Genomic DNA, 12,646 nt, shown 5'->3' on the forward strand with positions numbered 1-12,646 from the left:
GTTGCTCATGCGCTTACGAGCCTCTCGAGTGCCGGGGCGAGCGCCGCGTCGAGCATCAGCATGGCGAAGAGAACGAAGAGATAGACGATCGAATAGCCGAAGGCCTTCTTCGCCGCTCCATGCTCGGCTTCCTTTTCGCGCAGCACCTTGAAGGCGTGGAAGATGAAGAGGGCGCCGAGCACGATCGCCGCCCCGCCGTAGAAGGGGCTCGCAAAGCCGAGCGCGAAGGGGGCGACGCCGAGCGGTGCGAGAATGAGGGTATAGGCGAAAATCTGCCGCCGCGTGGCGCGCTCGCCATGCGTGTTGGGCAGCATCGGCACGCCGGCCCGTCCGTAATCCTCCTGCACGAAGAGGGCGAGCGCCCAGAAATGCGGCGGCGTCCACAGCAGGATGATGAGGAAGAGAAGGACGGGGTAAAGCGTGACGTCGCCCGTCACGGCCGCCCAACCGATCATCGGGGGAAGAGCGCCCGCCGCACCGCCGATGACGATGTTCTGTGCGGTAAACCGCTTCAGGAACATCGTGTAGATGACGCCATAGAAGAAAATGGTGAAGGCGAGGAGCGCCGCCGCGAGCCAGTTGACGGCGAGCCCCAGCGTCATCACGGAGAAGATCGAGAGCGTGAGGCCGAACGTATAGGCTTCCGCCGTGCTGACGCGGCCCATCGGGATCGGCCGTGAGCGCGTGCGCTTCATCAGCCCGTCGATATCGACCTCATAGGCCATGTTGAGGACACCGGAGGCGCCGGCGCCGACCGCGATGGCGACGACACCGATCGCGGCGAGGACCGGATGCAGATGCCCCGGCGCGACCACCATGCCGGTGAGCGCGGTGAAGATCACGAGCGACATCACCCGAGGCTTCATCAGGGCGAAGTAATCGCCGGGCTCTGCCGTCATCACAAGGGCGGGATCGACCGCCGGGCTCATCTCGTTCGCTGCTCTGGCCACGCATTCCTCGTCGTTTCTTGCTGGTGCCTGCCCCGCGGTGTTGCCGGGCCGGTCCATTCGCAAGGCAGAGGCGGTTCGCCCGCTTGCCGGAGGTCCGGCCCCTCAGCCCCGCGAGGGGGCGGGCCGGACGCTCATGCCGTCATTTGATCCGCGGCAGTTCTTCCCACTGGTGGAAGGGCGGCGGGGACGGCAGCTGCCATTCCAGGGTCGTCGCGCCCGGTCCCCACGGATTGGGTCCAGCGACCCGCTTCTTGGAGAAGGCTTCGAAGATCCCGTAGAGGAAGATTAGGACGGCGATGCCCGAAAGGTAGGAACCGATCGACGACACGTAGTTCCAGCCGGCGAACGCATCCGGATAATCGATGTAGCGGCGCGGCATGCCCGCAAGACCGAGGAAATGGTGCGGCATGAACACCATGTTGACGCCGATGAACGTCACCCAGAAATGGGTTTTGGCGATCACCGAATTGTACATGTAGCCGAACATTTTCGGGAACCAGTAATACCAGCCCCCGAAGATAGCGAAGACCGCGCCGAGCGACAGCACGTAGTGGAAGTGCGCGACGACGAAATAGGTGTCGTGCAGCGAGCGATCGAGGCCCGCATTGGCGAGCTGCACGCCCGTCACGCCACCGATGGTGAAGAGGAAGATGAACCCGACCGCCCACAGCATCGGCGTGCGGAACGAGATCGAGCCGCCCCACATCGTCGCGATCCAGGAGAAGATCTTCACGCCCGTCGGCACCGCGATCACCATCGTGGCGAAGGTGAAATAGGCCTGCGTGTCGACGTCGAGACCGACCGTGTACATGTGGTGCGCCCACACGATGAAGCCGACCGCGCCGATCGCCACCATGGCATAGGCCATGCCGAGATAGCCGAAGATCGGCTTGCGCGAGAAGGTGGAGACGATGTGCGAGACGATGCCGAAGCCCGGCAGGATGAGGATGTAGACCTCCGGGTGACCGAAGAACCAGAAGAGATGCTGGTAGAGGATCGGATCACCGCCGCCCGACGGGTCGAAGAAGGTGGTGCCGAAATTGCGGTCCGTCAGAAGCATGGTGATGGCGCCCGCAAGCACCGGCAGCGACAGAAGCAGAAGGAAGGCGGTCACCAGCACCGACCAGGCAAACAGCGGCATCTTGTGCAGCGTCATGCCCGGAGCGCGCATGTTGAAGATGGTGGTGATGAAGTTGATGGCGCCGAGGATCGACGAAATGCCGGCGATGTGGAGCGCCAGAATGGCGAAGTCCATGGCCGGTCCCGGCGAGCCGTAGGTGGAGAAGGGCGGGTAGATGGTCCAGCCCTGACCGGCGCCGTAGCCGCCCGGATTTCCCGGCACGAACATGGAGATGAGCAAGAGGATGAAGGCCGGCGGCAGAAGCCAGAAGGAGATGTTGTTCATCCGCGGGAAGGCCATGTCCGGCGCCCCGATCATGATCGGCACGAACCAGTTGCCGTAGCCGCCGATCATCGCCGGCATGACCATGAAGAAGATCATGATCAGGCCGTGAGCGGTGGTGAAGACGTTGTACATCTGCTTGCCGCCGTCGAGGGCGGCGCCCGCATCGTAGCCGTAGACCATCTGGGCGAGACCGTGGAAGATCTGGATGCCCGGCTCCTGCAGCTCCATGCGCATGACGACGGAGAGGCCGCCGCCGATGATCCCCGCCATGATGGCGAAGATCAGATACATCGTGCCGATGTCTTTGTGATTGGTGGAATAGACGTAGCGTTTCCATCCGGTTGGATGGTCGTGCGCCTCATGTACCGCAGCAGCGTTCGCCATAGGGGTCGTGTCCTCTAATTGGTTCGCGGGCGCGCCTCAGCGCAGCGCCACCTTGTCGTCGTTGTTCTGCTTTTCCTGCTGGATCGCCTGGGCGAGAGACTGGTTGGCCCCCTCGATGTCATCCACAGCCTGACTCGCCCATTGCTGGAATTGATCCTTCGAGACGACGCGCATGGCGATCGGCATGAAGGCGTGATCCTTGCCGCAGAGTTCCGAGCACTGGCCGTAGAAGAGGCCTTCGCGGTTGGCCTTGAAGTAGGTCTCGTTGAGGCGTCCCGGCACCGCATCGATCTTGATGCCGAAGGGCGGCATGGCGAAGGAATGGATGACGTCGGCCGAGGTGACCTGCACGCGCACAAAAGTGTCGACAGGCACCACCACGGGATTGTCGACGGAGAGGTTGCGCACACCGTTCTCCGGCAGATCCTCATCGGGGATCATGAAGGCCTGAAAGCTGATCTCGTCGGTGATGCCGTTCGACTTGCTGTCGTCGTCGATGCCGTATTCGTAGCCCCAATACCATTGGTGGCCGGTGACTTTGACGGTGAGAAACTTGTCCGTCTCAGGATTGTATTCGGAGTAGATCTTGGAAGGGTCGAACTGGCCGTAGAGCAGTCGGAAGGACGGCACGGCGATCAAAACGAGGATGAGGACCGGCAGGACGGTCCATAAAACTTCGACCGTGGTGTTATGCGCGAAGCGGGCGGGCTCGGGATTGCGCTTGGCGTTGAAGCGGACGGCGCACCAGGCCATCAGCCCGAAGACGAAGACGCAGACCGCCAGCATGATGGCGAGCGTATACCAGGCGAACCAGTCGACATATTGTGCGACTTCACTCGCGGCTTCCTGAAGATTGACCTGCCAATTGAATGGTCCGCTGTCGACCGGCTGCGCCAGCGCTTGGGAACCGAGGGCGAAAAGCCCCGACAACGCGCCGAAAGTTCGAGCCAGAGCTCTCATGAACACCTCTTCATCTTTCTCCGCCACAGAAAGACCATCTAGGCGGGGTCCGTTCACCAGCCAGTGCAAGAAACGGCCTTTGCTGCAAGGTTTGTTTGGAGCAGACCTAAACTCCATCAATGCAGAAGAGGCCAACTTCCGCGCATCTGCGGCATTTTCGCCATCATGTGCGGCATTTTGGCTTGCCACTCAAGGGGCGATGCTGCGCGCAGCCATTTCTTGAATGGCCATCGGCGGTCTGGTACCGCTCAATCCCGATTCGGAACCGGCGGTCGGGGCCCGCCACCTTGAGAAGGTTGATCTCAGTTGCGCTTTCCCGCTTTCCTGCTGTCCGCCCTTATTCTTGGCGCTGCCGTCTTGCTTCCGGCCGCGGCCGAAGCCCAGGGCACCGTCAAATCCAAGCATGGTGACTGGGAGGTGCGTTGCGACACCCCTCCCGGCGCGCAGAACGAGCAATGCGTCGTGATGCAGTTCGTCACCGCCGAAGACCGGCCGAATGTCGGCCTCACGGTGATCGTCTTGAAGACCGCCGACAAGCAGGCGCGCATCCTGCGCGTTCTGGCGCCGCTCGGCGTTCTGCTGCCGCGAGGTCTCGGCCTCAGGATCGATGACGATGATCTGGGCTCTGCCGGTTTCGTGCGCTGCCTGCCCAATGGCTGCGTGGCCGAGGTCATCATGGACGATGATCTGTTGAAAAAGATGGAGAACGGCAAGAACGCGACGTTCATCATCTTTCAGACGCCGGAGGAGGGGATCGGCATTCCGATCGCGCTTGCTGGCTTCAAGGACGGCTACGCCGAACTTCCCTGAAGATCTTGGGTTTTCCGGAGGCTGCCGACAGGTGCGGGGGGCTCAAACGGAGATTGAGGCGTCGCTGCAAACGACGCCTCTTTTTATTTGACCCGAGTGCGGAGCGATGTCAGGCGCGTTCGCGCCGACCCGTGCGTTTCCGGCCTTCGCCGCCTTCCTCGCGCGGCGGAGCAACCAGCGGACCGATCAACTCTTCGATATGGGCGCGGTCCGGCCGCTCGCCGCGATTGTGGCTGTCGATGGCCGTGCGGATCGCGATGAGATGCTCCGGCGTGGTGCCGCAGCAGCCGCCGACAATGCGCGCGCCGGCATCCATGGCGAGATGGGTGTAGCTCGCCATCAACTCCGGCGTGCCGGAATAATGCACATGGTCGCCCTTCACCTGCGGGATGCCGCAATTCGCCTTGGCAATCACCGTGAAGCCGTTCTTCTGGGCCTCCATGGCGAGAACGGAGACGAGAAGGTCAGAGGCTCCGACGCCGCAATTGGCTCCGAAAGCCTCCGGCGCCTGTGACAGGCCGTCGAAGACTTTCGCGAGATCTTCGGGCTTCAGCCCCATCATGGTGCGACCAGCCGTGTCGAAGCTTGCCGTCGCCGTGTAGGGCATGCCGGCGTTGATGGCGCCCTCGGCCGCAGCGCGGATTTCTTCCACGGATGACATCGTCTCGATCCAGCAGATATCGGCGCCGCCGGCCTTCAGCCCCTTCGCCTGCTCGGTGAAGGCTTCGATCGCCGCTTCCATCGTCAGCTCGCCGAGCGGGGTGAAGAGCTCGCCGGTCGGCCCCATCGAGCCCGCGACGACGATCTCGCGGCCCGTCGCGTCGGCGGCTTCGCGCGCGATCTCGGCCGCCAGCTTGTTGAGCTCGAAGACGCGGTCCTGGGCGTTGTGCAGCTTCATCCGGAAGCGATTGGCGCCGAAAGTATTGGTGAGGATGATGTCGGAGCCCGCGCCGAGGAAGCCGTCATGCAGCTTGCGGATCCGGTCGGGATGGTCCGCGTTCCACAATTCCGGCGGATCGCCGGCCGTCAGCCCCATCTGAAAGAGGTTTGTGCCGGTCGCGCCGTCCGCCATGAGGACGTCTTTGCGGGCAAGAAGCTCTTGCAGTTTCGCCATCTTCGATCTCACGCTTGCTTTGCGGACCGCATGAAACACCTCCGCCCGCCGCCGGCAAGGGGCGCTCCGCCATATTTGATCCCGCGTTGGGTCTCAAATCGCTCTGGAACGGTGCGCGCTGGGCTGCGTTGGCGCAGCGACGGGCGCCCTCCGGCGGTGCCGTATCTCAAGGAGATTTCACCAATGAAGAAGATTCTGACAACGCTGGCGATCGCTGCTGGTCTCGCCATGCCGACGGCCGCTCTCGCGCAGGATGGCGTGGAAATCGGTTCGCTCGATTGCGTCGTTGAAGGCGGCGGTGGTTTCATCATCGGCTCGACCAAGAATCTCACCTGCGCCTATACGCCGACGGATGGCAGCCAGAAGGAGACCTATGCCGGCACGGTGAAGAAGTTTGGGCTCGACGTTGGCGTCACCCAGGAGAGCTTCATCAAATGGCTCGTTTTCGCCCCGACGGGCTACAACTACACGCAAGGCGCGCTCGCCGGTGATTATGCGGGTGTCGGCGCCGAGGCGACGGTCGGCGGCGGCGTTGGCGCCAATGTTCTGGTCGGCGGCTCTGAGAAGAGCATCACCCTGCAGCCCGTCAGCGTCCAGGCACAGAAGGGCCTGAACCTCGCAGTCGGGTTCCAGTCGTTCACGTTGCGGCCGCTCATTCAGTAATCTTCCGCGCATTGTTTCTGCGCACTGCTTTTTCGAGGCCGCTGGGGTCGCTCCCCGGCGGCCTCGTCATGTCTGCTGCGACGCTTCACGGGGCTGACATCTCCCACGTCCTATGCTGTGGCGGTGGCCGAGATGAGACGCGCCGAGGACGGACCATGCGGAAAATCGTCATGCTTTTTGCGCTCCTGGGCCTTGGCCTGGGTATGGGCCGGCCGGCACTCGCCCAGCAGGTCGATCTTGAGGGATATTTCATCGCCCTGAACGCCTGCGAGGCAACGCAGAAAAAGACGAGCGACAATCCGGGCGGGGTCCGGCTCGAGATCATGCGCGCCTACAAAATGCTCGCGCGCAACGATACGCCGGGGACGCATTACCGCGTCGAGGTGCCGGGGGCGCCGGAGAGCGAGGCGCGCTGGGTGCCAATGGATTGCGGAGTTTTCGCGCCCGAGACGGCTCTTGTCGGCGAGCCTCGACCTTCTCAAGACGGGACCGAGACCGCAAAGGACACGACCGCGGGAAACGAGACGGCCGAGCAGGCGCAAAGCGGCTTTGCTCCCGACAGTCTTGGATACGTGTTGGCCGCCTCCTGGCAGCCTGGCTTTTGCAAGACCGAGGCAGGGCACGACAAGCCGGAATGCCTGCTTCTGCGGCCTGGGCGCTTCGATGCCCTGCATTTCTCTCTGCACGGCCTGTGGCCCGACGATCTCTCCGACAAGGCGATCTATCCCTGCTATTGCGATCCGGGTCCTGCCGTCGCCTGCACGCAGAACCGACCTCCGGCGGAGACGATCGAGCTCGATCCAGATCTCCTGGCGGCCCTGGCCGTGATCATGCCGGGCGTTCAATCGGGGCTGCATCGCCATGAATGGAGCAAGCATGGCACCTGTTACGAGGACGACGTGACGGGCGACGACTGGGATTCCGACCCCAACGAATATTATGGCGAATCCCTCTTGCTGATGGCGCAGCTCAACAATTCGCGGGTCTGGGAGCTGTTTGCCCGAAATGCCGGCAAAAGGCTCTCCCGCGAGCAGATCGAAGACGCCTTCGACAGCTCGTTCGGCGAGGGGGCAGGCCAGCGCGTCATCGTGCGCTGCGATGAGGCGACCGGCGACATCACCGAATTGTGGATCTCCCTCAAGGGTCACATTGATGAGAGGCCGGATCTCGCAAAGCTGATCGACGCGGCTCCGCCGGCAGCGAACTCGAACCGGGAAGAAAGCTGTGCGAGCGGCCTGGTCGTCAAAGTTGAATGATCAGCTCACGCCGACATACCGCCCGGGCCGGTGGTTGATGGCGAGTATGAAGTTGAGCACGGCGGCGCCGAGGAGCGAGAGAAGCACGCGATCGGCATCGACGACGAAGAGCGCGATGACCATGATCGTCGCGTCGATGGCGAGCTGCACATAGCCCGCCCGCAGCCCGTAATTGTCCTGCAGATAGACCGATAGGATGTTGACGCCGCCGAGCCCTGCGCGGTGGCGGAAGAGCGCCAGAAGCCCCATGCCGATGAGAATGCCCCCCATGATGGCGGCGTAAAACGAGTTGATCTCGCCAAGCCCGATCCATTGCGGTGTCAGGCGCGCAAACAAGGAGACGAGGCCGACTGCGATGAAGGTGGCGATGGTGAAGCGCCAGCCCATGCGCCCGATGGAGAGCGCATAAAACGGCAGGTTGACCACGAAGAAGGCGATCGGGAACGGAATCCCCGTCGCATACTGGATGAGGAGCGAGATGCCTGCGGTGGATCCCGTCAGAAGCGTTGCCGTCGAATAGATCGAAAGGCCGAGCGCCACGAGCAGCGTGCCGATGAGAAGTGCCAGAACATCTTCGTAGAGCCGGTGCTTATGGGCGGGAGGCTGATCGGTCATGTGAGGTGCTAAGCCGTGTTTCGAGACGGAGGAGGGTGGTCGGGTCCTCTCGGTCAAGCAAGTGACGTGCCGACCCGCTGCTGCCTTTTCCGGTACGAGTTGCCCGTCCGCCGCGGGGCAAGGATGCAGGTTTTTGCGCTAGACGTGATGCGTGAAGGGGGCAAGAACCTTTCGTGTCGAAACGCCCCATTGCGGCCGTGCCTTGCTCGTAACTTGCCGGCTCTCATGACGAGCTAGGTGATTCCCGTCACAGCCATGCTAAATTTGCTGTCCAGGAAGACTTCTGAGCGTTGGGCCGGCCGGTTGCCGCCCGCGAGCCTTTGCCGGGCGTCGTCGCCCGAAGGATATGTGCCGCTACGGCGGAGAGAGAGTGAGCATTGTCATGACGCGTGAGACCGAGATGCGGCCCCACCCCAAGGCTTTGGAAGCGCAGGAGCTGATGGCGCGCGGGCGCCTGAGCCGTCGCTCCTTCATCCGCATCGCCGCCTTGACGGGAATGTCGGCCGCCGCCGCTTACGCCATGGCGGGCCTGCCCACCCCGGTCTATGCGCAGACGATCGGCAACGTGCCTTTTCAGAATCCGGACGACGACCCGCAGGAAGGCGGCATCATCAAGGTCGGCATGCAGGTCCAGAAAATGGACGATCCGGCCACCTATGCCTGGACGGAGGCATCCAACCAGACCCGGCATATTCTCGAATATCTGACCTACACGACGCCGGACAACGTCACCCACCCGATGCTGGCGGAAAGCTGGGAAGCCTCCGACGATCTGACCGAATGGACGTTTTACATCCGTCGCGGGGTTCGCTGGCACAACGGCGAGGAGCTCGTCGCCGACCACATCCGCTTCAACGTCGAGCGCTGGTGTGATCCGGCGCTCGGCTCCTCCAATCTCGGCCTCGCCTCGATCGCAGCGATGCTCGAGGAGGTGGAATCCGACGATGACACGGATGAGGACGAGGATGCAGCGCCAAAGCTTGTGAAGAGGCTGCGCGAGGATGCCGTCGAGGTGGTCGACGACCACACCATCCGTTTCAGGCTGTCCCGGCCCGTGCTCTCCTTCCCGGAGGATATGTACAATTATCCGACGGCCATCGTGCATCCGAGCTTTAAGGCACCCTTTTCGGACAATCCGATCGGCACCGGTCCGTTTGCTCTGGCCGAGCTTGTCGTCGGCCAGCGCTGCATCCTGAAGCGCGTGCGCGAGATCGACGAGGAGCCGTTCCAGTACTGGGGTGGAGCGGTGTTTCTCGACGAGATCCACTATTATGACGTTCCGGAAGACACCCAGCTCACGTCGTTTGCATCCGGCGACATCGACGCGATCTTTGAATTCGGCGTCGAGCAGATGGAGCTCGCCCAGGCGCTCGACGGGAATATTCTTTCGACCCGCACAGCGCAAACGCTCTGCCTGCGCTTCCAGATCGATCAGGAGCCGTGGACCGACAAAAGGGTGCGGCAGGCGTTCGTCAAAGCCTGTGACAATGCCGCGATGCTTCCTCAGGTTTTTCCCGAGAGCGGCGATGTCGGCTGGAACCACCATGTCTCACCGATCCATCCGGAATACTTCCCGCTGCCGAAGCTCGAGCGCGACGTCGAGGCTGCGAAAGCTCTCCTCGCCGAGGCGGGGCAGGAGAACCTCGAAGTCACGGTGGCTTGCGGCAAGACCGACGGCCCCTGGCAGCAGACGGTCTGCGAGATCGTTCGCGATCAGGTGAAGGAAGCCGGCATCACCTTGAACATCAACATCATGGCGACGGCGAAATACTGGGAGATCTGGAAGGATACGCCCTTCGGCGCGACGCAATGGACGCACCGTCCGCTCGGCACCATGGCTCTGTCGCTCGGCTACCGAACCGGTGTGCCCTGGAACGAGACGCATTATTCCAATCCGGAATTCGATGCCGCGCTCGACGAGGCGGAAACGATTTTGGATGCGCAGAAGCGCAAGGCCGCCATGGAGAAGGTGGAGAAGATCCTTCAGGACGATGCAGTGATGGTCCAGCCGATCTTCCGCCCGGTCTACACGATCTCCTCCAAGAAAGTGCACGGCTACCCCGCGCATCCGAGCCAGTACCATCAGTTCAACAAGGTCTGGATCGAGCATTGAGGCCCTGAGGCGGCGGCCTGCGGGCCCCGCTCGCCTCGGGTCGCGTCTCCCTCTCTCAGGCTTGGTGAGATCTGCCATGCGCTGACGGCGTATCTCGGCATCGAATGCCGCGGTGCCTGCGGTGGCAATCTGCGCTATGCGGCCGCCTTCGAAGGGTTTGAACGGGCAGCCGGACGCCGTTCCCGCCGTGAACCTGCAGCAGCGCGGCGTGAGGGCCGCATCGATGCTCCCGAAATGAGGATTGCAATGCTATCCTGCCAGAATGTCGCATCAGACGACGATGGGAGGGGCACCAATGCTGGGAACCACGATGAATCAGGTCGCCGATTTTGCTGACATTCCGGTCGTCTTCGGCCCGGGACGTGCGACGCGGATCGCGCAGGACGTGTCGGCGCTCGTCGGCGAGGCTGCGAACGTCCTGCTGGTCGCCGATTCCGGCCTGCGTCCGCACGGCCATATTCTCTGCCTCGAAGAGGCGCTCTTGGGCGCCGGTCATCAGCTGGCGATTTACGACGACGTCTCCGGCGAGCCGATGGAAGCTCAGGTGGCCGAGGCCGTTGCCGCCGGGTCCGGCGATTGGACGAAGCTCGTTATCGCGCTTGGCGGCGGCTCGGCGATCGATCTCGGCAAGATCACCGCGGCGATGCTCGCCAATCCGGGCGAGGTAACGCGCTACCGCATGGCGGAGATGCCGTTTGCCGCCAAGGCCATTCCTATGATTGCCATGCCGACCACCTCCGGCAGTGGTGCCGAGTTCACCGCGACGGCCGATCTTCTGGCCGATGACGGCACCAATTACTGGTACCGCGCGCCGGAGCTGATGCCCGCGCTCGTGCTTCTCGATCCCGAACTTGTCTGCACGCTTCCGGGGCTTCCGACGGCCACCACCGGCATCGATGCCCTGGTGCATGCGGTGGAAGCGGCGACCGGCCGGAGGGCGAGCCGCGAAAGCCAGGCGGCTGCGCTCTCTGCCATCTGGCTCCTTTGCGAGAACCTGCCCGTCGTGATGAGCGAGCCCGACAATCTCGCGGCCCGCGCCGGCATGATGCAGGGAGCGGCCCTAGCTGGGATCGCGATCGAGAAGACGGGAACCGGGCTAGCCCACAATATCGGCTATGCGCTGGGCACCCTTGCGCCGATCCCGCATGGCCTTGCGGTCGCCATCGGCATGGCGGCGACTGCGGATTGGGCGGTGGAAGGAAACCCGGAGGGTTTTGCGGCGGTGGCGGAGGCCATGGGGAGCGAACGAAAGCCTGAGGCCTTTGCGCCGGCCTTTCGTGCCCTTTGCGCCGAGATCGGCTTGTCGCTCGACCCGCCGGCTTTGTCCGGCATTTCCGTCGAAGCGCTTGTTGCGCGCATGGGTGCGGAGGAAAATGCCCCGATGTTGGAGGCGAACACCCGCTTCATCGGTGATCGCGACCTGCCGCAGCTCGCGGCGCGGGTGCTGCAAAAAGAGGCCAGAAACGCTGCTTAATGTGCGCTACCATCGCATGCGGAAGACACTGATCGGAAGGCGCTCCGGCCAGATAATATCTTGAATTGAGGTACGGAGATCCCTAATAAAGGGCGTTGCGAAGATGCATTCGCGATCGTTTTTGCAAAGGTGCAGTGATGTCACGCGACGGTTTTCACGGTCTTTGATACGGGTTGCGCGGCGTGTCCAATTGGGCGCGCCCGACGCTAACTTGTTTGGACCTAACGTCATGACCCCGCATGCGCTCTTGGTGGCGTGCGGGGTTTTTGTTTTAATGGCCCTTGCTGCACTCTTTCTGGCCAGCACCTCCGAACTTTCGTTGGTCGATGTGGGTGTGCCAGTCTCACTGTTTTCGGCTGTGGCCGGCTTTCTTTTCAATTCAGCAGTGAAGCTCCATTCTGAAGCGCGCGACCGCGCGTTTGATTTTCTCAAGGAGCATAGTGAGAACGATAAGCTGCATGCTGCCCTCGCGCGTGTCGGCGAGTTTGGTCGCATGCACGTGAACGTGACGGAGGCGGAGGCCATACGCCTCGTAAGGCAGATGATAGAGACCAAGGCCTCGCCGAACGCTCTTGCGGGGAGCGAGGCGAAAGGGATGATCGACGAGGGTCTCTTACTCGCTATACTGAGGGCGGGTAACTTCTTCGAAGTCATGGAGATCGCGACGCGCAACGGTGCGGTCAACGAGGGCATAGTTCGCGACTATTACCGCGAGCCATTGCATCGCTTTCATGCAATTGCAGCGCCTATAATCTCTGTCTTTCGGAATTCCCCGCCGAAGCCGAATTCCCCCTATGAAAATGTTGAACGGCCCCGCGCATTGATTGGAGTTGACCAGCTTCTTGGGCGGTGGCCGCTCCCTGTTTCGCCTCACCCGGTCTCGGGTCGGGAATGAAATTCGC

Annotated in this window: 11 protein-coding genes; 6 read left to right on the plus strand and 5 right to left on the minus strand. The window is 62.5% G+C overall.

Translation table 11 applies throughout. The features are described from left to right. Positions 1 to 5 precede the first annotated feature (5 nt). The 3 genes from EO094_RS12930 to coxB form a co-directional block, all read right to left on the minus strand. Positions 6 to 929: a heme o synthase gene (locus EO094_RS12930; protein WP_128293390.1), complete on the minus strand. Its 924-nt coding sequence runs from the start codon at positions 927 to 929 to the stop codon at positions 6 to 8. A 160-nt stretch (positions 930 to 1,089) separates the two neighbouring features. After that, a complete protein-coding gene (gene ctaD, locus EO094_RS12935; protein WP_092809604.1) occupies positions 1,090 to 2,739 on the minus strand; it encodes a cytochrome c oxidase subunit I in 1,650 nt (549 codons plus the stop codon). 36 nt (positions 2,740 to 2,775) lie between these two features. Next, a complete protein-coding gene (gene coxB, locus EO094_RS12940) occupies positions 2,776 to 3,699 on the minus strand; it encodes a cytochrome c oxidase subunit II (RefSeq protein WP_128292668.1) in 924 nt (307 codons plus the stop codon). Between the two features lie 306 nt (positions 3,700 to 4,005). On the opposite strand from coxB, the gene EO094_RS12945 reads away from it, so the two are divergent. Continuing rightward, on the plus strand, positions 4,006 to 4,509 hold the full coding sequence (locus EO094_RS12945; RefSeq protein ID WP_128292669.1) for an invasion associated locus B family protein: 504 nt from the start codon (positions 4,006 to 4,008) through the stop codon (positions 4,507 to 4,509). Between the two features lie 109 nt (positions 4,510 to 4,618). Here the strand turns inward: EO094_RS12945 and bmt are convergent, their stop codons facing one another. After that, on the minus strand, positions 4,619 to 5,623 hold the full coding sequence (gene bmt / locus EO094_RS12950) for a betaine--homocysteine S-methyltransferase (protein WP_128292670.1): 1,005 nt from the start codon (positions 5,621 to 5,623) through the stop codon (positions 4,619 to 4,621). 183 nt (positions 5,624 to 5,806) lie between these two features. Between bmt and EO094_RS12955 the strand changes: the two genes are divergently transcribed. Together EO094_RS12955 and EO094_RS12960 are read left to right on the plus strand one after the other, a co-directional pair. Then, positions 5,807 to 6,286, plus strand: coding sequence for a DUF992 domain-containing protein (locus tag EO094_RS12955; protein ID WP_128292672.1), 480 nt, complete (start codon positions 5,807 to 5,809; stop codon positions 6,284 to 6,286). A gap of 155 nt (positions 6,287 to 6,441) precedes the next feature. Then, positions 6,442 to 7,542: a ribonuclease T2 family protein gene (locus EO094_RS12960; protein WP_128292674.1), complete on the plus strand. Its 1,101-nt coding sequence runs from the start codon at positions 6,442 to 6,444 to the stop codon at positions 7,540 to 7,542. Here EO094_RS12960 and EO094_RS12965 read toward each other — a convergent pair whose 3' ends face one another. Next, on the minus strand, positions 7,543 to 8,157 hold the full coding sequence (locus tag EO094_RS12965) for a YitT family protein (protein WP_128292675.1): 615 nt from the start codon (positions 8,155 to 8,157) through the stop codon (positions 7,543 to 7,545). A gap of 370 nt (positions 8,158 to 8,527) precedes the next feature. On the opposite strand from EO094_RS12965, the gene EO094_RS12970 reads away from it, so the two are divergent. The 3 genes from EO094_RS12970 to EO094_RS12980 all read left to right on the plus strand — a co-directional run bounded on the left by EO094_RS12970 (position 8,528) and on the right by EO094_RS12980 (position 12,639). Next, on the plus strand, positions 8,528 to 10,270 hold the full coding sequence (locus EO094_RS12970; protein WP_205649911.1) for an ABC transporter substrate-binding protein: 1,743 nt from the start codon (positions 8,528 to 8,530) through the stop codon (positions 10,268 to 10,270). Between the two features lie 295 nt (positions 10,271 to 10,565). After that, on the plus strand, positions 10,566 to 11,744 hold the full coding sequence (locus EO094_RS12975) for an iron-containing alcohol dehydrogenase (RefSeq protein WP_164879656.1): 1,179 nt from the start codon (positions 10,566 to 10,568) through the stop codon (positions 11,742 to 11,744). 229 nt (positions 11,745 to 11,973) lie between these two features. Further along, positions 11,974 to 12,639 (plus strand): DUF4760 domain-containing protein, encoded by a 666-nt coding sequence (locus EO094_RS12980; RefSeq protein ID WP_128292679.1) that lies wholly within the window; start codon positions 11,974 to 11,976, stop codon positions 12,637 to 12,639. Positions 12,640 to 12,646 lie beyond the last annotated feature (7 nt).

Origin of the sequence: Afifella aestuarii, assembly GCF_004023665.1 — a bacterium.
Taxonomy (GTDB): domain Bacteria; phylum Pseudomonadota; class Alphaproteobacteria; order Rhizobiales; family Afifellaceae; genus Afifella; species Afifella aestuarii.

Bases quoted from the DNA above. Each gene is read 5' to 3' on its own strand.
- EO094_RS12975 (WP_164879656.1), top strand. From the start codon at position 10,566: ATGCTGGGAACCACGATGAATCAGGTCGCCGATTTTGCTGACATTCCG.
- bmt (WP_128292670.1), bottom strand. From the start codon at position 5,623: ATGGCGAAACTGCAAGAGCTTCTTGCCCGCAAAGACGTCCTCATGGCG.
- EO094_RS12955 (WP_128292672.1), top strand. From the start codon at position 5,807: ATGAAGAAGATTCTGACAACGCTGGCGATCGCTGCTGGTCTCGCCATG.
- EO094_RS12960 (WP_128292674.1), top strand. From the start codon at position 6,442: ATGCGGAAAATCGTCATGCTTTTTGCGCTCCTGGGCCTTGGCCTGGGT.
- coxB (WP_128292668.1), bottom strand. From the start codon at position 3,699: ATGAGAGCTCTGGCTCGAACTTTCGGCGCGTTGTCGGGGCTTTTCGCC.
- EO094_RS12930 (WP_128293390.1), bottom strand. From the start codon at position 929: ATGAGCCCGGCGGTCGATCCCGCCCTTGTGATGACGGCAGAGCCCGGC.
- ctaD (WP_092809604.1), bottom strand. From the start codon at position 2,739: ATGGCGAACGCTGCTGCGGTACATGAGGCGCACGACCATCCAACCGGA.
- EO094_RS12980 (WP_128292679.1), top strand. From the start codon at position 11,974: ATGACCCCGCATGCGCTCTTGGTGGCGTGCGGGGTTTTTGTTTTAATG.
- EO094_RS12965 (WP_128292675.1), bottom strand. From the start codon at position 8,157: ATGACCGATCAGCCTCCCGCCCATAAGCACCGGCTCTACGAAGATGTT.